This is a genomic window from Nocardia sp. CNS-044 (assembly GCF_059570515.1).
Genome location: NZ_JCANSX010000005.1, coordinates 1,062,346 through 1,082,685 on the forward strand (window position 1 = coordinate 1,062,346; position 20,340 = coordinate 1,082,685).

The 20,340-nt window shown below is 69.6% G+C and carries 18 protein-coding genes; 11 read left to right on the plus strand and 7 right to left on the minus strand.

Annotated elements, in window-relative coordinates:
- Positions 1-248: 248 nt before the first annotated feature.
- Positions 249-1,610 carry a dipeptidase gene (locus T333_RS05900; protein ID WP_496423854.1) on the plus strand — a complete coding sequence of 454 codons (1,362 nt, stop codon included), beginning with the start codon at positions 249-251 and terminating at the stop codon, positions 1,608-1,610.
- Positions 1,611-1,649: 39 nt separating this feature from the next.
- Here the strand turns inward: T333_RS05900 and T333_RS05905 are convergent, their stop codons facing one another.
- Entirely contained in the window at positions 1,650-2,294 is a 645-nt protein-coding gene (locus T333_RS05905) for an MBL fold metallo-hydrolase (protein ID WP_496423855.1), read from the minus strand.
- Between the two features lie 112 nt (positions 2,295-2,406).
- Between T333_RS05905 and purS the strand changes: the two genes are divergently transcribed.
- Both purS and purQ read left to right on the plus strand, forming a co-directional pair.
- Complete coding sequence (gene purS, locus T333_RS05910; protein ID WP_067791321.1) at positions 2,407-2,643, plus strand: phosphoribosylformylglycinamidine synthase subunit PurS; 237 nt, start codon at positions 2,407-2,409, stop codon at positions 2,641-2,643.
- On the plus strand, positions 2,640-3,317 hold the full coding sequence (gene purQ, locus T333_RS05915; protein WP_355000329.1) for a phosphoribosylformylglycinamidine synthase subunit PurQ: 678 nt from the start codon (positions 2,640-2,642) through the stop codon (positions 3,315-3,317). The genes purS and purQ overlap by 4 nt, the downstream gene beginning before the upstream one ends.
- A gap of 77 nt (positions 3,318-3,394) precedes the next feature.
- Here purQ and T333_RS05920 read toward each other — a convergent pair whose 3' ends face one another.
- The gene (locus T333_RS05920; protein WP_496423856.1) at positions 3,395-4,471 is read right to left on the minus strand and encodes a substrate-binding domain-containing protein; all 1,077 of its coding nucleotides are present in this window, start codon (positions 4,469-4,471) and stop codon (positions 3,395-3,397) included.
- Between the two features lie 53 nt (positions 4,472-4,524).
- Here T333_RS05920 and T333_RS05925 point away from each other — a divergent pair, with 53 nt between their 5' ends.
- A complete protein-coding gene (locus T333_RS05925) occupies positions 4,525-4,950 on the plus strand; it encodes a MarR family winged helix-turn-helix transcriptional regulator (protein ID WP_355000327.1) in 426 nt (141 codons plus the stop codon).
- A 62-nt stretch (positions 4,951-5,012) separates the two neighbouring features.
- Here the strand turns inward: T333_RS05925 and T333_RS05930 are convergent, their stop codons facing one another.
- Entirely contained in the window at positions 5,013-6,086 is a 1,074-nt protein-coding gene (locus tag T333_RS05930; protein ID WP_496423857.1) for an ABC transporter substrate-binding protein, read from the minus strand.
- A 133-nt stretch (positions 6,087-6,219) separates the two neighbouring features.
- On the opposite strand from T333_RS05930, the gene T333_RS05935 reads away from it, so the two are divergent.
- Positions 6,220-7,503, plus strand: a complete 1,284-nt coding sequence (locus T333_RS05935) for a M18 family aminopeptidase (RefSeq protein WP_496423858.1) — start codon at positions 6,220-6,222, stop codon at positions 7,501-7,503.
- Between the two features lie 40 nt (positions 7,504-7,543).
- Here T333_RS05935 and T333_RS05940 read toward each other — a convergent pair whose 3' ends face one another.
- Positions 7,544-8,872 (minus strand): glycosyltransferase 87 family protein, encoded by a 1,329-nt coding sequence (locus tag T333_RS05940; RefSeq protein WP_496423859.1) that lies wholly within the window; start codon positions 8,870-8,872, stop codon positions 7,544-7,546.
- A gap of 329 nt (positions 8,873-9,201) precedes the next feature.
- Here T333_RS05940 and purL point away from each other — a divergent pair, with 329 nt between their 5' ends.
- Both purL and T333_RS05950 read left to right on the plus strand, forming a co-directional pair.
- Entirely contained in the window at positions 9,202-11,526 is a 2,325-nt protein-coding gene (gene purL / locus T333_RS05945; RefSeq protein WP_496423860.1) for a phosphoribosylformylglycinamidine synthase subunit PurL, read from the plus strand.
- Positions 11,527-11,544: 18 nt separating this feature from the next.
- Entirely contained in the window at positions 11,545-13,272 is a 1,728-nt protein-coding gene (locus tag T333_RS05950) for an alpha/beta hydrolase (protein ID WP_496423861.1), read from the plus strand.
- A gap of 72 nt (positions 13,273-13,344) precedes the next feature.
- Here the strand turns inward: T333_RS05950 and T333_RS05955 are convergent, their stop codons facing one another.
- Positions 13,345-13,632, minus strand: coding sequence for a YiaA/YiaB family inner membrane protein (locus tag T333_RS05955; RefSeq protein ID WP_355000321.1), 288 nt, complete (start codon positions 13,630-13,632; stop codon positions 13,345-13,347).
- Between the two features lie 160 nt (positions 13,633-13,792).
- Between T333_RS05955 and T333_RS05960 the strand changes: the two genes are divergently transcribed.
- The 3 genes from T333_RS05960 to T333_RS05970 all read left to right on the plus strand — a co-directional run bounded on the left by T333_RS05960 (position 13,793) and on the right by T333_RS05970 (position 16,729).
- Positions 13,793-15,526 carry an alpha/beta hydrolase gene (locus T333_RS05960; protein WP_496423862.1) on the plus strand — a complete coding sequence of 578 codons (1,734 nt, stop codon included), beginning with the start codon at positions 13,793-13,795 and terminating at the stop codon, positions 15,524-15,526.
- Positions 15,523-16,239 carry a CPBP family intramembrane glutamic endopeptidase gene (locus tag T333_RS05965; RefSeq protein WP_496423863.1) on the plus strand — a complete coding sequence of 239 codons (717 nt, stop codon included), beginning with the start codon at positions 15,523-15,525 and terminating at the stop codon, positions 16,237-16,239. The genes T333_RS05960 and T333_RS05965 overlap by 4 nt, the downstream gene beginning before the upstream one ends.
- A 91-nt stretch (positions 16,240-16,330) precedes the next feature.
- Positions 16,331-16,729, plus strand: a complete 399-nt coding sequence (locus T333_RS05970) for a sterol carrier family protein (protein WP_496423864.1) — start codon at positions 16,331-16,333, stop codon at positions 16,727-16,729.
- A 121-nt stretch (positions 16,730-16,850) separates the two neighbouring features.
- On the opposite strand, the gene T333_RS05975 is transcribed toward T333_RS05970, so the two are convergent.
- Entirely contained in the window at positions 16,851-18,122 is a 1,272-nt protein-coding gene (locus T333_RS05975) for a YhgE/Pip domain-containing protein (protein WP_496424151.1), read from the minus strand.
- A 213-nt stretch (positions 18,123-18,335) separates the two neighbouring features.
- Here T333_RS05975 and purF point away from each other — a divergent pair, with 213 nt between their 5' ends.
- Positions 18,336-19,916 (plus strand): amidophosphoribosyltransferase, encoded by a 1,581-nt coding sequence (purF, locus tag T333_RS05980; protein ID WP_355000317.1) that lies wholly within the window; start codon positions 18,336-18,338, stop codon positions 19,914-19,916.
- Here the strand turns inward: purF and T333_RS05985 are convergent.
- A complete protein-coding gene (locus T333_RS05985; protein ID WP_496423865.1) occupies positions 19,856-20,212 on the minus strand; it encodes a hypothetical protein in 357 nt (118 codons plus the stop codon). The genes purF and T333_RS05985 overlap by 61 nt on opposite strands.
- Positions 20,213-20,340 lie beyond the last annotated feature (128 nt).

The window sequence follows — 20,340 nt, forward strand, 5'->3', positions numbered from 1 at the left end:
AGTTTCGCCCCGAGAGGGTGGATGCTGAGCGGCTACTGGTGCTCGGTCCGGCGTTCCGTCGACGACATCACGACCGACGCGGCCCGGCCCCGGCAACCGCTCGGCGACCGGCGATCGCGATACGGTGATCGCCGTCGAATCGGCGCCAGCACTGTGCGCGAATCGCTTCAGCGCCGTGTGGACCGGCTCGGCATCCACCTCGACGAGGTGCGAATCGACGCTCGACGACACGACGAAGTGAGCTGCCCATGACTTCCGACGATCCGCATACCGCCGAGCTGCGCTCGCGCGTCGCGGGGCTGATGCCGCAAGCCGAACGCGATCTCGCGCAACTGGTTTCGTTCAAGTCCGTGGCCGACGCGCGGCAGTTCCCCGCCGAGGAGTGCGAGCGCGCCGCGCAGTGGGTGGCCGACGCGTTCGCCGCGGTCGGGCTGACCAAGGTCGGGTTGCACGAGACGCCGGACGGTAGCAAGGCCGTCATCGCCTCGCGTCCCGCGCCTCCCGGGGCGCCGACTGTGCTGCTCTACTGCCACTACGACGTGCAGCCGCCGCTGGACGAGGCCGCGTGGCGGACGCCCGCCTGGGAGCTCACCGAGAAGGACGGTCGCTGGTACGGGCGCGGCGCGGCGGACTGCAAGGGCAACATCGTCATGCACCTGACGGCCCTGCGCGCTGTCGGATCCGAGCTACCGGTGGGCGTCACGCTGGTCGCCGAGGGCTCGGAGGAGCAGGGGACCGGGGGGCTGGAGAAATTCGTCGTGGCCAACCCGGATCTGCTGCGCGCCGACGCCATCGTGATCGGCGACTGCGGCAACTTCGCCGCGGGCGTGCCGACCTTCACCGAAACCCTGCGCGGCAACGTCAACGTGCTCGTCACCGTGGAAACCCTTGCCGGACCGCTGCATTCGGGCATGTTCGGCGGTGCGGCGCCGGACGCGCTCGCCGCGCTGATCCAGGTGCTCGCCACGCTGCGCGACGCCGACGGCAACACCACCGTCGCGGGGCTGGACAACCGGCAGACCTGGGACGGCGTGCACTACGACCCCGACCGCTTCCGCAACGACGCGGGCGTGCTCGGCGGAGTCGCGCTCGCCGGCGACGGTACGGTCGCCGAAATGCTCTGGGCCCGACCGGCTCTCACCGTGCTCGGCATCGATGCGCCGCGGGTGGTCGGCTCGACGGCGTCGATTCAGCCCGCCGCCCGCGCCCGGCTGAACCTGCGCATTCCCCCGGGCATCACGCCGGAACACGCGCACCGCGCCCTCGTCGCCCACTTGGAGGCGAACACCCCGCTGCACGCGAAGCTCACCATCGAGCTGGAGGGCGAGGGAGCGCCGTTCCGCTCCGCCAGCGGCGGCCCCGCGCGCGCGGCCATGGACGCCGCGCTGGTCGCCTCCTACGGCTGGCCGACCACCACCCAGGGCCAGGGCGGTTCCATCCCGCTGTGCAACGTCTTCGCCGACACCTACCCCGACGCCGAGATCATGCTGATCGGCGTCGAGGAGCCGAAGTGCCTCATCCACGCGCCCAACGAAAGCGTGGACCCGTCCGAAATCGAACACATGGCACTGGCGGAGGCGCTTTTCCTGACCAGCTACGGTCGCGGCTGAAGGTCGTATTCACCCCTGAAGCCGGTCGACGGCGCTCGTTCAGAATTCGCGCTGGTTCTCCGGTTCCAGCACGGTGAATTCGGTTCCGTCCGGACCCATTTCGGCGAGCCTGCCGAAGTAGATGCCGCGGGCCTCCTCGTGGATGATGCCGAAGTGGATGGGCAGCGCGGTGCGCGGGGCGACGGCGCGCAAGTAGTCGACCGCCTCGCTGATCCGCATCCACGGCGCGGCGGCGGGGATGGCGAGCACGCCGACCGGGACCGGCGGGACCCAGAGCGAGTCGCCGGGGTGCACGAGCTGGGCGGGGTCGTCGGCGGTGCCGAGCTGGAAGACCGTGTTGTCGATGACCGGGATGTCCGGGTGGATCACCGCGTGCCTGCCGCCGCCACCGGTGATCTGGAGGTCGCCGAGCCGCAGCACGTTGCCCGCGTGCACGGCCTCCCACCGTCCGCCGCGCTGGGCGGCGGTCTGCGGATCGGACAGCACCCTGGCCTGCGGGTTGGCCTCGAGCAGCGCGTCGATGCGGTTCGGGTCGATGTGATCGGGGTGCTGGTGGGTGACGGCGATGGCGTCCAGGCCGGTGATGCCCTCGAAGCCGTGCGAGAACGTGCCCGGATCGAAGAGCACCTTCGTGCCGTGCAGCTCGACGAGGATGCAGGAGTGGCCGAAATGGGCTATGCGCATTCCGCCATGCTATTGGCAGGGTGTCGATTTTCACCCGACCCCGCAGGTAGCTCGCGCGACCGGAACAACTAGGCTGCTCAGGTAACCCCCCACACCACCTGAGGAGCAACGCGTGGCACGAGTCGTGGTCGAGGTGATGCCGAAGGCCGAAATCCTGGATCCGCAGGGGCAGGCCATTGTCGGCGCGCTCCCGCGCCTGGGATTCGCCGGGATCGGTGATGTGCGGCAGGGCAAGCGATTCGAGCTCGAAGTGGACGAGAGCGTCAGCGACGCCGAGCTCGAGCAGATCGCCGAAGGCCTGCTCGCCAACACCGTGATCGAGGAGTGGAAGGTGGTTCGCCTCCCATGACGGCGCGCATCGGGGTCATCACCTTTCCCGGCACGCTCGACGACGTCGACGCCGCGCGCGCGGTGCGCCTCGCGGGCGCCGAGGCGGTCAGCCTGTGGCACGCCGACGCCGATCTGAAGCAGGTCGACGCGGTCGTCGTGCCCGGCGGCTTCTCCTACGGCGACTACCTGCGCGCGGGCGCCATCGCCCGGTTCGCGCCGGTGATGGGCAAGGTCGTGCAGGCCGCGGGCCAGGGCATGCCGGTGCTCGGCATCTGCAACGGCTTCCAGGTGCTGTGCGAGGCCGGTCTGCTGCCCGGCGCGCTCACCCGCAACGAGGGTCTGCACTTCATCTGCCGCGACGAGTGGCTGACCGTCGATTCGGTCTCCACCGCGTGGACGTCCCGCTACGAGCCGGGCGCGCAGATCCTGGTCCCGCTGAAGTCCGGCGAGGGCCGCTACCAGGCCTCGGCCGCCGTGCTCGACGAGCTCGAAGGCGAGGGCCGGGTGGTCTTCCGCTACTCGGGCGACAACCCGAACGGCTCGCAGCGTGGCATCGCGGGCATCGCCTCGGCCAACGGACGGGTGGTCGGTCTGATGCCGCACCCCGAGCACGCCACCGAGCCGCTGACCGGCCCGAGCGACGACGGTCTCGGACTGTTCCTCTCGGTGCTGGACACCCTGGTCTCGGCCTGACGCGACACCCCGGCCCGGATCGTTCCGCGCTCCCGCATCGGGAGCCGGTCGGTCCGGGCCGTTTCGCGTTTCGTGGGTCACCAGATGCGGTCGATGATGTCGAATTCGACGCCATCGGCCCGCGCCAGATAGCCGGGCTGGATCGCCTGGTTGCCGACGAATCCCCGTGGCCCGCCCGGGGTTTGGAAGTGCACGCCGTCGGCGAGCGCGCATTGCAGGCTCGGCACGTCCAGCGAGCCGACGGTCTCGGCCAACCCGCGCAGCGCGTGGATGGCCTCGTAGGTGGCGTTGCTGAAGGTGGTGAGCGCGGGCGCGAAGCTGCCGTGCATCCTGCGATATCGGGCCTTGCGATCTCGGCCGTCGGTGAGCTTCTCGTTCAGGAAGAAGCTGGACGGCACGTAGAGATTGTGATTGGCCTCGGCGCCGCCCGCGAGCAGCACGTTCTCGTCGGCGGCCGGGCTGACTCGCACCTGGTCGGCGGCCCGCCCCATGGCGCAGAACTGGCGGTTGAACCGCGCGACGTCCGCGCCGACCATCAGGATGATGACGCCCTCGGCCCGATCCAGATCGGGGTGCAGCAGGAACTCGCCGAAGCTCGGCGTGCCGAGCGGGACGAAGCGTTCCAGCACGATGGCGTCCGGGTCGATCAGGCTGCGCCGCACCGCTTTCGCCGTCTCGCGCGGCCAGATGTAGTCGTTGCCGATGATGGCCCAGCGTCGCACGCCGAGTTCCTTGCCGAGCCAGCGCACCGCGGCGACGGTGTGGCCCGCCGGGTGCTCGCCGACCAGCAGCACACCGGGCAGTTCGTCGGGCAGGCCCTCGTGACTGACCGCGAACAGGTACGGCACGCGACCGTCGTTCGCCTTGGCCACGGCCCGCCGCACCGCGGAGGTGTGCCAGCCGGTGATCGCGTGCACCATGCCGGTGGCCAGCAGCGCGGCCACCTCGGTCGCGACCTCGGCGGGCGGCCTGCCGCCATCGATATTCGTGGTACGAATTTCGCGCCCCAGAATTCCGGCGCCCCGGTTGATTTCGGACGCCGCGAGCGAAATGGCAGCGTCGCAGGAAGGCGCGAAGATCCCGCCAGGTCCCTGCATGGGAACTATGTTCAGGATCTCTATCGTGCCGTCTGGGCTCTCGCCGACCGCTGACATTCGGTACTCTTCTTCTGGTTCGAACGAAATACAAAAGCAGGCGGGGAAAATCAATGACGACCATTCTAAGCGGATATGTCACGCTGCATGGGGCGCTGCGTGCCGCGGAACGACGGTGGCTGCGTAACCTCGATGCCGCTTTGTGCGCGAGGCAGCTTTCGCCGGATCAGTGGTCGATGCTGTGCAATCTGTCGACCGAAAACGGCATCACGATGAGCGAATTGGCCAACCGCTCGCAATTGGCGCCGTCCTCGGCGACCAGGCACGCCGACTTCCTCGCCGAGCGCGGACTGATCTTCCGGGTGGCCGCGGAGGAGGACCGGCGGCGCATTCTGATCGGGCTGAGCAGGCTGGGGGCCGAGCTGGTCGCGTCGGTGCGGGCCGAGGAGGAAATCGCCGAGCGTCAGTTGCAGAACAAAATCGGCGCGCGGCGCTACGCCGAGCTGAAGCGGCTGCTGGAGCTGGTCGCCGAGGCGTAGTCGGCGCTGTCGTTGGCCGTGCGCGGGCGTCGCGGCGGCGGAGAAACGTCAAGGGGGGTTGCTCACACCACGGTGAGCGTCTCGAAGTCGACGCCCGTCGCGCGCGCGACCAACGTCGGCTGGACGATCTGATCGCCGCGGAAGGTGAACTCGCCGGACGGGCCTTCGAGCACCGGGCGGTCGGCCAGCGCGCCGTGGATGCGTGCCGTCTCGAACGAGCCCGCGGTGTCGACCGCGGTGCGCAGCGCGTGCAGCGCGCGGTAGGCGCCGTTGGCGAATCGGCTGAAGGCGGGGGCGAATCCGTGGTGCAGCCGCAGGTATCGGTCGAGCAGATCGCGGTGGTCCGCGCTGCGCCGATCGGGAATCACGCTGGAGGGCACGTAGATATCACGGTTGGCGTCGAGTCCGCCTGCCAGCAAGACGTTTTCGTCGATGGTCGGGCCGGTGCGGAACTGGCGGCCGGCGCGTCCCGCCGCGGTGAACGCCCGGTTGAAGCGGGCCGCGTCGGCGCCGATCAGCAGCAGGATCACCCCGTCGGCCGCGTCCAGCCGGGGATCGTCGAGCACGGCGTCGAAATTCTCGGCGCCGATCGGCACGAAATGTTCGGCGACCACCGTGTGCCGCGGCGCGAGGACTTCGCGCAGCGTGGGCGCGATGCGGCGCGACCAGAGATAGTCGCTGGCCACCACGGCCCAGCGCCGGGCGCCGAACTCCCGGTAGAGCCAGTCCACCGCGACCAGCGTCTGGATGCCTGGATGCTCGCCGATCATGAAGACGCCCGGTTCTTCGCCCGCGAGTCCGTCGTGGCCGACGCCGAACAGGCACGGCGCGCGACCGGCCGCCGCGCGCATGATCGCGACGCGGTTCTCCGGCATCGGGATGCCGGTGACGGCGTGCACCATGCCGGTCGCCAGCAGGGCCGAGACCTCGTCGTAGACGCGCTGCGGCGGACCGCCGCCGTCGATCGTGGTCACGCATACCTCGCGACCGAGAATGCCGGTGCCGCTGTTGATCTCGGCCACGGCCAGATTCGCGGCCGCGACGCAGGACGGCCCGATGATGGCGCCCGCGCCGTGCAAAGGTGCGATGTTGACGATTTCGACGGCGTCGTGGTGCCGCCCGCTCGGCAGTGTCATGCGAACCCCTGCCCTTCACGCGAGATTGCTGAATGTTCTCGTTCGCAGCCTGGGCGTCAGTTTAGCGGCGGTGGCGGAAGTTGCCACGCGCCTCGGACGGCCGCGGCGGTGGTCGGCCCCTAGGATCGCTCCCATGCCCGTTTCCGCGACCGCCGCCACGGCCGATGGTCTGTGCGCGTTCATCGATGATTCACCCTCGCCGTTCCACGTGGTCCGCACGGTCGCGCGGGAGCTGGACACGCACGGCTTCACCCGGCTCGAGGAGGCGTCGGTCTGGCCCGGCGAGGCGATCGGACGCCGTTACGTGGTGCGCGGTGGTTCCCTGGTCGCCTGGTCGGGGACGGGCCCGGACGCCCCGTTCCGCGTCGTCGGCGCGCACACCGACAGCCCGAACCTGCGGGTGAAGCAGCACCCGGATCTGGCCTCCGCCGGGTGGCAGCTGGTCGGGCTCGAGCCCTACGGCGGCGCGTGGCTGAACTCGTGGTTGGACCGCGAGCTCGGCATTTCGGGCAGGCTGACGGTGCGCGTCGGAAACAAGGTGCGCGAGCAGCTGATTCGCATCGATGAGCCGATCCTGCGGGTGCCGCAGCTGGCCATCCACCTCTCCGAGGACCGGCGCGGCGTCACGCTCGACCCGCAGCGCCACGTGAACGCGGTGTGGGGTGTCGGCGACCTGCCGCGCTCGTTCCTGGCCTTCGTCGCCGAGACCGTGGAGGTGGATCCGGCCGCGGTGCTCGGCTGGGAGCTGATGACGCACGATCTCGAGCCGAGCAGGCTGGTCGGACGGGACCGCGATCTGGTCAGCGCGCCCCGGCTGGACAATCAGGGCACCTGCTACGCCGGACTGCACGCGTTCCTCGCCGCGGTGGAGGATCCGGGCGCGTCGACGCCGGTGCTCGCCATGTTCGATCACGAAGAGGTCGGCAGCCAGTCCGATCGCGGCGCCCAGTCCGACCTGCTGCCCGCCGTGCTGGAGCGGATCGTGCTGGCGCGCGGTGGCGGTCGCGCCGAATACCTTGCGGCCCTTGCCGGTTCGATCTGCGCATCCGGCGACATGGCGCACGCCACCCACCCCAACTACCCCGAGCGGCACGAGCCCGCGCACCGCATCGAGATCAACGGCGGACCGGTGCTCAAGGTCAACCAGAACCTGCGCTACGCCACCGACGCCACCGGCGCGGGCGCCTTCGCCCTCGCCTGCGACCAGGCGGCGGTCCCGTTGCAGCGCTACGTCCACCGCGCCGACCTGCCCTGCGGTTCCACCATCGGCCCGATGACCGCCGCCCGCACCGGCATGCCCACCGTCGACGTCGGCGCCCCTCAACTCGCGATGCACTCGGCCCGAGAACTGATGGGCGCCAACGACGTTCCCGCCTACGCGGCGGCTCTCGCGGCGTTCCTCACGCCGGTGGAGTAGGGCGCTCGGGCTACCGGCCGCCCGAGGACTTCTTCGGCGGTCACGTCACGTTGGCCGGGGCGGCTTCGGTGGTGCGGGTCACGACGGGGCGGTAGGTGATCACCGCGAAGACGAAGATGGTGAAGGTCACGAGGACGTAGCTGCTGCCGAGGAGTTGTTGCCACCAAGCCCAGTCCAGTTCGCGGTCTTTGGAATGGGGGAGCAACCAGTGGGGGCCGATGAGGAACAGGATGGTCAAGGCGGCGACGGTTGTGGTGAACCAGCGTCCGCGCGGGGTTCGGGCGCGGCCTTCGCGGGTTCGGGCGATGGCGTCGGCGGCGACGACGAGGGCGGGCGCTACCCAGATCCAGTGGTGTGACCAGGAGACCGGCGAGACGAGCAGAACCGCGGCGGCGTTCACCAGTAGCGCGGCCACGGTGTTGCCCGCGGCGATGAGCCGGTGCATCCAGATCGCGGCCAGCGCGACCGCGACCACCGAGAGGGTGATCCAGATCAAGGTGGCCGCCGAATCGGAGACGCCGAGCCGGAAGGCCATGCCCTTGAGCGACTGGTTGCCCGCGAAGTACGGCGGGCCGATGCGGCCGGTGTCGGAGAGCGTGTGGAACCAGTAGTCCACCGAATCGCTTGGGAAAAGCAGGAATCCGATTCCGACCGCGCCGATCGCCGAGACGACCAGGGTGCCCGCGGCTTTCCAGTCTCTGCGCAGCAGGAAGTACAGCAGATAGCCCGCGGGAATCAGCTTGATCGACACCGCGATCCCGATGAGCATGCCGCGCGGCCAGAAGGGCTTGCGCACCAGGCAGTCCAGCGCGACCGCGGCCATCAGCACCAGGTTGATCTGGCCGAAGCCGTAGGTCTGGCGCACCGGTTCCAGGAACCCCGCCGCCGCGACAGCGGCGATCACCAAGGGCAGCATGGCCGTCCGGTCGAGTTCCGGCCGAATCCTGGCCAGCACCAGCCACAGCGTGATGCCCAGGCTGCCGATCGAGGTGGCCAGCACGAGCACCTCGGCCAGCGGCAGCGGCATCAGCGCGAGCGGAGCGAAGAACAGCGCGGCCAGCGGGGGATAGGTGAACGGAAGGCCGATGCCGAACACCGGCGGCATCGGGCCGTACAGCTCGCCGCCGTCCAGCCAGACGCGCGCGCCGTTGCGATAGACCCGCAGATCGATGTACCCGCCCCACCAGTGCACCAGCAGCGAGACCACCGCGGAGACCAGGAACAACGCGAGCGCGGCGCCGAGCCAGCGCAACTGCTTCGATGCCAACGGCGAACGCGGCGACGAGTCGGCAGTGGATTCGGCGTCACCCGGTTGCGCATCCGCTCTGGCAACCTCGGCCGAATTCGCAACCCCCGATCGTTCGCTCACCCGGACAGAGTAATAAACACCCCCGACCCCGGTCCGGTCGCTAGGCCTGTCTCGACGTCCCCTCCGTCGCCGCTACGCCCGAGACCGTCGCCGAGACAACCCGGTGTCGGCTCCGCCTCGACGGGCGACCGATCTCCGTCCGCGGCGGCATCCGGCCGGACTCCGGGACCGGCACGGCCGGAAGAAGGCGGAGGTACGCGCGGCGCCGGACGCGGCCGTGCCCCTCACCTGCGGGCCCACACCACCCGCCCTCTAAACTGACCCCAGGCATCTCGCCGCAATTTCAGTGCCGACGTTCGCCGCTGCACCGCGCGCGTTCGCCCACCCCGATGGCCCGGCCGAAAGGACCCTGGTACTCCGTGACTCCGCAGGTCGACACCGTCAGCGCAGCCGCAGCGACCCCAGATGTCGCGCAACCCTACAAAGAGCTGGGTCTCAAGGACGACGAGTACGCCCGCATCAAGGAGATCCTCGGTCGTCGGCCCACCGACGCCGAGCTGGCGATGTACTCGGTGATGTGGAGCGAGCACTGCTCCTACAAGTCCTCCAAGGTGCACCTGCGCTACTTCGGGCAGACCACCACCGACGAGATGCGCGAGTCCATGCTCGCGGGCATCGGCGAGAACGCCGGCGTGGTCGACGTTGGCGACGGCTGGGCGGTCACCTTCAAGGTGGAGAGCCACAACCACCCGTCCTACGTCGAGCCGTACCAGGGCGCGGCCACCGGCGTCGGCGGCATCGTGCGCGACATCATGGCGATGGGCGCGCGCCCGATCGCGGTGATGGACCAGCTGCGCTTCGGCGCGGCGGACGCGGCCGACACCCGCCGCGTCGTCGACGGCGTGGTGCGCGGCGTCGGCGGCTACGGCAACTCGCTCGGCCTGCCGAACGTCGGCGGCGAAACCGTGTTCGACGCCTCCTACCAGGGCAATCCGCTGGTCAACGCGCTGTGCGCGGGCGTGATGCGGGTCGAGGACCTGCACTTGGCCTTCGCCTCCGGCACCGGCAACAAGATCATCCTGTTCGGCGCGCGCACCGGCCTCGACGGCATCGGCGGCGTCTCCGTCCTCGCCTCGGACACCTTCTCCGGCGACGAGTCCGGCACCGGACGCAAGAAGCTGCCCAGCGTCCAGGTGGGCGACCCGTTCACCGAGAAGGTGCTCATCGAGTGCTGTCTCGAGCTGTACGCGGCCAAGCTGGTCGTCGGCATCCAGGACCTCGGCGGCGCCGGACTGTCCTGCGCCACCTCCGAACTCGCGGCGGCGGGCGACGGCGGCATGCACATCGATCTGACCAAGGTCCCGCTGCGCGCGGCCAACATGACGCCCGCGGAGATCCTCTCCAGCGAATCCCAGGAGCGCATGTGCGCCGTGGTCACCCCCGAGAACGTCGAGGCGTTCATGGCGGTGTGCCACAAGTGGGACGTGCTCGCCACCGTCATCGGTGAGGTCACCGACGGCGACCGCCTGGTCGTCACCTGGCACGGCGAGACCGTGGTGGACGTGCCGCCGCGCACCGTCGCGCACGAGGGCCCGGTGTACGAGCGCCCGGTGCAGCGCCCGGACTACCAGGACGCGCTGATCGCCGACACCCCGGACAAGCTTTCGCGTCCGAAGACCCCGGAGGAGCTGCGCGCGACGCTGCTCCAGATGATCTCCAGCCCGCAGCTGTGCAGCCGCAAGTGGATCACCGAGCAGTACGACCGCTACGTGCGCGGCAACACCGTGCTCGCCGAGCACGCCGACGCGGGCGTCATCCGGATCGACGAGCAGACCGGCCGCGGTATCGCGCTGGCCACCGACGCCTCCGGCCGCTACACCAAGCTGGACCCGTACACCGGCGCGCAGCTCGCGCTCGCCGAGGCCTTCCGCAACGTCGCCACCACCGGCGCCACCCCGAAGGCCGTCACCAACTGCCTGAACTTCGGCTCGCCGGAGGACCCCGGCGTGATGTGGCAGTTCCAGCAGGCCGTGCGCGGCCTCGCGGACGGCTGTGTGGCCCTTGGCATTCCGGTCACCGGCGGCAACGTCAGCTTCTACAACCAGACCGGCCAGGACGCCATCCTGCCGACGCCGGTCGTCGGCGTGCTCGGCGTCATCGACGACGTGCACCGCCGCATCCCCACCGGCCTCGGCCTCGAGCCGGGCGAGACGCTGATCCTGCTCGGCGAGACCCGCGACGAGTTCGGCGGTTCCATCTGGTCGCAGGTCGCCCACGATCACCTCGGCGGCGAACCGCCCAAGGTCGACTTCGCGCGCGAACAGCTGCTTGCCGAGATCCTGACCTCGGGCTCGCGCGACGGCATGATCAGCGCCGCGCACGACCTGTCGGAGGGCGGCCTCGCGCAGGCCGTGGTGGAGGCCGCGCTGGCGGGCGAGACCGGTTGCCGCATCTTGCTTCCCGAGGGCGCCGACCCGTTCGTCACGCTGTTCTCCGAATCGGCGGGCCGGGTGCTCGTCGCGGTGCCGCGCTCGGAGGAGACCCGGTTCACCAAGATGTGCGACGCGCGTGAGCTGCCGTGGGTGCGCATCGGCGTGGTCGACCAGGGGTCGGATTCCGTCGAGGTGCAGGGCCAATTCTCGGTTACCATGGCCGAATTGCGCGACGCCTACGAGGGCACGCTGCCGAAACTCTTCGGAGCCAGCGCGATCTGACCCCACCGGGAGGCTCGGATGGTTACCGCTGAGCTACGCGACGGGGCCGGCCGAGTGGTCGGTCTCGTCGAGCGTTTCTTCCATCCGAACTACGTCGGTCTCGTCGTCGCCACCCTGTTCTTCTGCTGGTCGCTGACGCCGTCGCTGCTGCCGCGCGACTGGTTGTTCCAGGGCTTGGTCAGCGGCGTCAACGCCGCGATCGGCTACGGCGTCGGCTGTCTGCTCGACCTGGCCTACGGCAAGTGGATCGCGCCGCGGGTGCAGTTGCCCGCGGCGCTGGCACTGCCGGGATGGCTCGCCGGTGTTGTCAAGACGCTCGTCGTGCTCGCGTGCGTGGTGGTCGCGATCGTCATGCTGGTGCAGTCGGCGCGCTGGCAGCGCGAGATCACCGCGCTGATGGGCATGGATCAGACCACCACCTCCGGCTATCTGCGCACGGGCGCGTTGAGCGCGGCGGTGGTCGCCGTGGTGATCGGGCTGTTCCGCGCGGCGCGCTGGTTGGTCCGCTGGGTGGCAGGCGAATTGGTGAAGTGGGTGCGCGTCCCGCGCCGGATCGCGCTGCCGATCGGGTTCGTCACCGTGGCCGTGGTCGCCGTGCTGCTCGGCAACGGCGTGCTGGTGCGCGTCTTCTTCGACGCGGCGAATTCGGCGTTCAGCGTGCGCAACAGCAACACCTCGCCGAACGCCACTCAGCCGCAACTGCCCGAAAGGTCCGGCAGCCCAGCATCGTTGGCGGCGTGGGACACACTGGGCTCGGAGGGACGCTGGTTCGTGTCCTACGGACCCGACGCCGCGGCGATCGAGCGGGTCACGGAGAAGCCTGCGCGCGAACCGATTCGCGTCTACACCGGCCTGGAGTCGGCCGAGGACCCCGAGGCGCAGGCGGAATTGGCGATCGACGAACTCGAGCGCACCAAGGCGTTCGAACGCAAGGTGCTCGTCGTGGTGACAACCACCGGCACCGGCTGGGTCGACTCCACCAGCGTGGAATCGATCGAGATGATGTTCGGCGGCGACACCGCCGTGGTCGCGACGCAGTATTCCTATCTGCCGAGCGTGCTTTCGTTCCTCTCGGACCGGGCCAAGGCCACCGAGGCCGGAAAGCTGTTGTTCGACAAGGTCTACGAGCACTGGTCGGCGCGTCCAGCGGAATTGCGCCCGAAGCTGTTGGTCTACGGCGAGAGTCTGGGCTCGCAGGGTTCGGAGGGCGCCTTCAGCGGTCTCGCCGACCTGCGGACGCGCACCGACGGCGTGCTCTGGGTCGGACCGCCCAATTCCAACCGGATCTGGCGCGAGTTCGTCACCCGGCGCGATCCGGGTTCGCCGGAGATCCTGCCCACCTACGCCGATGGTCTCGTCGTCCGATTCGCCGACGAACGCGCCAACCTGTGGCAGGCGGGCGCGACCTGGCTCGACCCGCGCGTGCTCTACCTCCAGCACGCCACGGATCCGGTGGTGTGGTGGTCGCCGGATCTGCTGTTCGACGAACCGGATTGGCTGCGCGAGCCGCCCGGGCCGGACGTGTCGCCGCGCATGGGCTGGTATCCGATCGTCACGTTCTGGCAGGTCGCCGCCGACCTGCCGAACGCGCAGCGGGTCAGCGACGGCCACGGCCACCGCTACGGCACGCTGGTGCTCGACGCCTGGGTAGCCATCGCCCAACCGCCGGACTGGACGGCGGAACTCTCCGACCGGGTCCGCCGGTATCTGGAGGAATCCGCCGACCGGGAACGCGAGCTGAAATAGCGAACGCCCACCCGGTGCGGGCCCGAACCCCTCGTCGCCGGGCTCGCCCGAGTGGGCGCCGTCCGTCGCCGGTCAGAGTGGTTTGAACGGATCGTGTTCGGCCATCAGCTTTTCCATCCGTGCCGCGTCGATGCGGTTGGTGGTCGAGTTGGCCTCGTGCTGGTCGCGCACCACCTTGGCCAGGGTGAAGGTGCTGGTCACCAGGAACAGCACGGTCATGCCGAGGAAGCCGCGCTGCCAGACGTCCAGTGGAAGGTAGAAGATGCCGACGCCCGCCCCGAACAAGCTGATGCCGAACGCGATCGCGGCCTGCGCGACGTAGGCCGAGGTGGCTTTCGGCGCTGCGTTTGGAGTGCTCATGGGTAACGAGTCTGCGGGTTGGGAGGCCCGCGCGGCCCCGTACAACTACTCGAGCACGGTGGGTAATTGCCGCGCGACCCGGCTGTGATGTGCGCCCGCGCCGCCGGGGGCGGCACGGGCAACCCGCCCGGCCGTCGGTGCGGAGCGCCATACTGTTCGAGTGCTCGAGAAGGCAGACACCCTGACGAAGCTGCGTGCCCGCGGCGTCGTCGCGGTGCGCCGGGCCGAGGACATCATCGACCTCAACTACGTCGGGCTGGTCGTCGCGACCATCTTCTTCGCGCTGTCGGTGACGCCGTCGCTGGTGCCGAGGGACTGGCTGTTCCAGGGCCTGATCTCGGGCATCAACGCGGCGCTCGGCTACGGCCTCGGCTGCGTGCTCGAATGGCTGTTCCGGATCTGGGTGCGGCCGCGGCTGAAGATTCCCGGACCGCCCACCTGGGTGCGCTACGCGCTCAAGACCGCGATACTGCTCACCTCCGCACTGGCCGCCGCCCTGATGCTGGTGCAGTCGGCGCGCTGGCAGCGCGAGATCACCGCGCTGATGGGCATGGAGGGCACGACGACGCCCGCCTACCTGCGCACCGGATTGTTGAGTGTGGCGGTGGGCGCCGCGGTGGTCGCGGGTTACCGGACCGTGCGCGAGATCATCCTGTTCCTGGCCCGCCAGCTCAACCGGTGGGTCCGGGTACCGCGCGAGCTGGCGCCCGCCGCGGGAGCACTGGTGCTCGTGGTACTGGTGGTGACGCTGTTCAACGGCGTCGCCTACCGGGCGTTCTTCGCCGCCGCGAACTCGGCGTTCAGCGTGCGCAACGACCACACCTCGCCCAACGCGGTGCAGCCGCAGCTGCCCGAGCGCTCGGGCAGCTCGGCGTCGCTGGCGAAATGGGAGACGCTCGGCTTCGAGGGTCGCTGGTTCGTCTCGCACGGACCGTCGGCGAGCCGCATCGCGGCGGTCACCGGGAAACCGGCGCGCGAACCGATCCGGGCCTACGTCGGGCTGGAGTCGGCCGACGGCGGCGCGGAGCAGGCCGCGCTCGCGGTCGAGGAGTTGGAGCGCACCGGAGCCTTCGACCGGAAGGTGCTCGTCGTGGTCACCACCACGGGCACCGGCTGGGTCAATTCCCTGGCGGTGGGCGCGATCGAGTACATGTACGGCGGCGACAGCGCCATAGTCGCGACGCAGTACTCGTATCTGCCGAGTGTGCTCTCGTTCCTCGCGGACCGCGGCAAAGCGGCCGCGGCGAGCGAGCGGCTCTTCGACGCGGTGTACGAGCACTGGTCGGCGCGCCCGCCGGAGTCGCGGCCGAAACTGCTGGTGTACGGCGAGAGCCTGGGCTCGCAGGGTTCGGAGGCCGCCTTCGACGGTCTCGCCGATCTGCGCGCCAAGGTGGACGGCGCGCTGTGGGTCGGTCCGCCGAATTCCAACCGGCTGTGGCAGCAATTCGTACAGCGGCGCGACCCCGGTTCCCGGGAGGTGGAGCCGGTGTACGCCGACGGGCTTGTGGTCCGATTCGCCGACGACGCCGCCGATCTCGCGCGTCCCGACAGCGAATGGCGGGCGCCGCGCATCGCCTATCTCATGCACGCCTCCGACCCGATCGTCTGGTGGTCGACGGATCTGATCTTCTCCCAACCGGATTGGTTGTCGGAGCCGCGCGGCTCGGACGTGTCCTCGCAGATGCGCTGGGCGCCGTTCGTCACGTTCTGGCAGGTCGCCGCGGATCTCACCAACGCGCAGGGTGTTTCGGACGGGCACGGGCACCGCTACGGCAGCCTGGTGCTGGACGGTTGGGCCGCCATCGCGGCACCGCCCGGTTGGAACGCCGAACTGGCGGAGCGGGTTCGGTTCCAGCTGGAAGCGGCGGAGGAGTTCGAGCGGGAGACCAAGTGAGCGCCGGGCCGGTTCTGAAGGCGCTCGCGGGAACCGGCCTCGCCTTGGTGTGGAGCAACCTGGTCCTGCCGGGGCTCGAACTGGATCAGCGTGGGCGAACGGCGGTAAACGCCTGCTTCGCTACCGGTTACGGGCTCGCGCTCGGCGGGCGATCCCACTGGTGGTCGGGCAAAGGTGCGCGGGTTGGTGCTGCGGCCGGTTCGCTGGTCCTGGCCGGTTACGGTGCGGCCGTGGCGATTCCGGCGCTGCGCGAGAGTCTGCGTGAGTTCGCCGCACCGGAACAAGAGGTTTCGGATGTCGAGTGGGTCGCCGTGCACATCCCGATCGGCACCGTCTACAGCGAGGAGCTGATCTTCCGCTCCACGCTGGAACCGCTGCTGGACAACGCTTTCGGCGCGCGCCTCGGCCGACTGCTCGGCGCCGCTACTTTCGGTCTGTGGCACATCCATTCCGCCCGCGCGGGTTCCGAACCCGTTGTGCCGACAGTGCTGCTCACCGCGGTCGGCGGCGCGCTCTTCGGTCAGCTGCGCCGCAGCACCGGAAGCACGACCGCGCCGGCCCTCGTGCACTACGCGATCAATGCGGGCGGCGTAGTCGCGCGCCGGACCGCTCTCGAGTCGCTGTTCCGGGAGCGGCCGGATCGCCGCGCCTCCCCGGCCGGCTCCGCAGTACCGCGCTTGACGTCCCACACATCCCCCATGCGCCTCACATAGCCACCGCCTATGTGAGGCGTGCGAAAGGTGTGTGCCAGGCGGCGACGCTTCGGTGTCTCGTCGGTCGGGGCCGCTGGGTAACCTCGGCCGGGTGGGACGACGAGCGACGGTGGACCCGGCGGAGACCCGGGCGGCGGTGGCGGCGGTGAGTGTTTGGTTGCGTGATGAAGCAGCGGAGCAGCCCGCGCGGCCCGAGCTGGCGGCGGCGGTCAAGACGACCGTGCGCACGCTGGCCGCGAACGCGCCCGGCCATTCCGTCGAGGTGCGGGTGCCGCCGTTCGTCGCGGTGCAGTGCATCGAAGGGCCCCGCCACACTCGCGGCACCCCGCCCAACGTCGTCGAGACCGACCCGCGCACCTGGCTGCTGCTCGCCACCGGACTGCTCGATTTCGACACCGCCGTCCGCTCGGGAGCGCTCACCGCCTCCGGCAGCCGCGCCGCCGAGGTCGCGCATTGGCTGCCGATCCTGCGTCCGGCCGATGAGATGTGACGGGACCCAGGCGGCTCGTCCTGGTCGGCGTCGCTGCGTGTGGACACCGAATTCGCCTCGGCGCGCGGGGTAGGCCGTCGACCATCCGCCGGGCGAATGCCGCCCCGTCACCGCGGGAGGATCAGGCCGCCGCGGGCGCGGGCCGACCGCGATGCAGACCCTTGTAGTCGTAGTAGCGGGTGATGACCGCCCCGAGCACGAGCCCGATGACGAGCCCGGCCAGCGTCATCCAGAAGCCCCGCGTCAACCCCGCCGGTCCGCTGGCGTCGAAGTACAGGATCGACCGAACGGCCAGGAACACCTGGTGCATCGGCTCGAAATGGGCCAGCCAGCCGAAGTATTTGGGCGTCGCCTCGATCGGCACCGTGCCGCCCGACGAAGGCAAGCCGAGCACGATGAACAGGACAAGGTTCACCAGCAATCCCGCCGAGCCGATGGCCGCGAGGATCGACAGGCCGGTGATGCCGACCGCGATGATCGCGAACGCGCCGTAGAGGAACAGTGCCAGCGGATTGTCGAGCGGCATGCCGAGCGCCTTGGCCACCAGCATGTAGATCAGCGAGACGACGGTGCCCATGAGAATCATCACGCCCCACTTGAGCAGCAGGGTCTTGAACCGAGAGATCGGAGTGGGCGGGAAATGCACGTACCACGGGCCGTACTCGGTGGGCACGAAGCCGAGGTTGGCGTCCACCATGGTGTGGATCGTCATCGAGCCGATCACGCCCGCGAGCAGCAGCAACAGGGCATAGAAGAACGCGGTGAGACCCTGCCCGGTGTTGCTCGGCAGCGGGCGGTACTGCTCGACGATCAGTTGCAGCGGACTGGCCAGCGCGATACGGGTGGCTCCGCTGAGCTCGGGCGCCTGTCCGCCTTCGGGCGGTGTGAGCTGAGCCTCCACCTGCCGGGTCAGCTCCTGGCCTACCTGCTTGTTCACCTGGGGGAACGCCGTGTCGCCGACGCGGACGACGATCGAGGACGCGTAGGTGCCCGCGCGCGGGTTGGTCTGGAGCGTGATGATGGGCTGCTCGATATCGCCCGGCACCACGCTGCCGACGCCCAGGATGCCGAGCCGCTTGCTGAAGTCGCTGGGGATGATGATCGCGCCGTAGACCTTGCCGGACTGCATCTGCCGCTCGGCCTCGCTGATCCCGATGACCCGCAGATCGATCTGATCGGCGGGCACGGACTTGCGCAGCCCGTCGGCCACCTGGTCGCCGAAGTTCACCCGCCGTTCCTGACCCGGCGAGCCGAACGTCTCGCCGACATCCTGGTTGACCAGCGCGATCGGGAAGTCGTGCAGATTCTCTTCGGGATCGACCACGTAGGCCAGGTACATGATCCCGAGCAGCGTGGTCAGCAGGGTGAGCACGATCATGGGTGCGCCGACCATACGCAGTAGCGAACGGCGGTCGAGCCGCCGAGCGTTCGGATCCGTCCCGCGGGTGCTGTCCGTAGTCGCCACTAATGGACGGTACCGCCGCGGCCGCGCGATTTCGGGGAATCGACACGGGATTGCTCCGGGGATGCGGTGGCCGTGATCGCGATCGAATTTTCACCCGTAGAATGACTGGTGCCCCCAGCCCGCCCGAACAGGGAGCAAACGGTGACCAACGCCGAAGTATCGGTCGACAACCTCGCAGCCACCCCCGATGAGGACGAGAACGAGCCACGCGAGGAGTGTGGTGTCTTCGGTGTCTGGGCGCCGAGCGAGGACGTGGCGAAGCTCACGTACTACGGCCTCTATGCGCTGCAACACCGCGGTCAGGAGGCGGCGGGCATCGCGGTCTCGGACGGTCAGCAGATCTTGGTCTTCAAGGATCTCGGGCTGGTCTCGCAGGTGTTCGACGAGCAGACGCTGGCCGCCATGCCGGGCCATATCGCCGTCGGCCACTGTCGCTACTCCACCACCGGCGGTGTGACGTGGGAGAACGCGCAGCCGATCTTCCGCACCACCGCGGTCGGCTCCGGACTCGCGCTGGGACACAACGGCAATCTGGTCAACACCGCCGAATTGGCAAGCCGGGCACGGGAACTCGGACTGATCGGCAACCCGGTCTCCGGCGGCCGCCCGCAGCCGGTCGGCGCGACCTCGGACTCCGACGTGATGACCGCGCTGCTGGCGCACGCCGCCGCGGATTCCAGCATCGAGCAGGCCGCCATGAAGCTGCTTCCGACGCTGAAGGGCGCCTTCTGCCTGACCTTCATGGACGAGCACACCCTGTACGCGGCGCGCGACCCGCACGGCGTCCGTCCGCTGTGTCTGGGCAGGCTCGAGCGTGGCTGGGTCGTTGCCAGTGAGACGGCCGCCCTGGACATCGTCGGCGCGGCCTTCGTGCGCGAGATCGAACCGGGCGAACTGCTGGCGATCGACGCCGAGGGCGTTCGCTCCATGCGCTTCGCCAACCCCGAGCCCAAGGGCTGCGTCTTCGAGTACGTGTACCTGGCCAGGCCCGACTCCACCATCGCGGGCCGCTCGGTGCACGCCACCCGCGTCGAGATCGGCCGCAGGCTGGCCAAGGAGCGTCCGGTCGACGCCGACCTGGTGATCCCGGTGCCGGAATCGGGCACGCCCGCCGCAGTCGGTTACGCGCAGGGTTCCGGTGTGCCCTACGGGCAGGGCCTGATGAAGAACGCCTACGTGGGCCGCACCTTCATCCAGCCGAGTCAGACGATTCGTCAGCTGGGCATCCGGCTCAAGCTGAACCCGCTGCGCGAGGTGATCCGCGGCAAGCGACTGATCGTGGTGGACGACTCGATCGTGCGCGGCAACACCCAGCGCGCCCTTGTGCGGATGCTGCGCGAGGCGGGCGCGCTGGAGATCCACGTGCGGATCGCCTCGCCGCCGGTGAAGTGGCCCTGCTTCTACGGCATCGACTTCGCCTCGCGCGCGGAGCTGATCGCCAACGGCGCGGGCGCCGACGACAGCTACGACGACATGGTCGAGAACGTGCGCCGCTCGATCGGCGCCGACAGCCTCGGTTACATCTCCACCGAGGGCATGATCGCCGCCACCGAGCAGCCGCGCACCCGCCTGTGCTCCGCGTGCTTCGACGGCAGCTACCCGATCCCGCTGCCGCAGGAGGCATCGATCGGCAAGAACCTGCTGGAGGGCATGCTGACGGGTCAGCCGGAGTCGGTGCTGCTGGGCGAGAACGCCAACGCGAGCGCGCTGAGCAGGCCGTAAGTCCGCTCGGCGCGGGAGGTGGTCGGCGAGCCATCGGGCGAACGCGGCATCCAACTCCACTTCGTTGAGGCCGCGGTGAAGACCGGTTCACCTTCGGGATGTCCACCTGCGCCAAGTTGGTCGTAGACATAGCGGATGAACTGCCAGGTGCCGTTCTTTCGCACCTCCAGTGCGGCGGGCATCGTGGACGCCAGTCGTAGCTCGACCGCCCAGTGCCGGCCGAACATCGCTGTCTCGGTACCGATTCCGAGTTCGGTTGCGGCGGCGACGAATCGGAGGACGCGGGCGTCGATCATGGTGGCGAGGTTTTCGGCGAACTCGCGCTGATCGGTTCGCGGCCCGCACTGCTTCGGTGCGAGGTACCTCCCGTGCGTCGTGTTCGATTCCCACGCGGGGCGCGTCGTGACGGGCACCCGGTATGCCG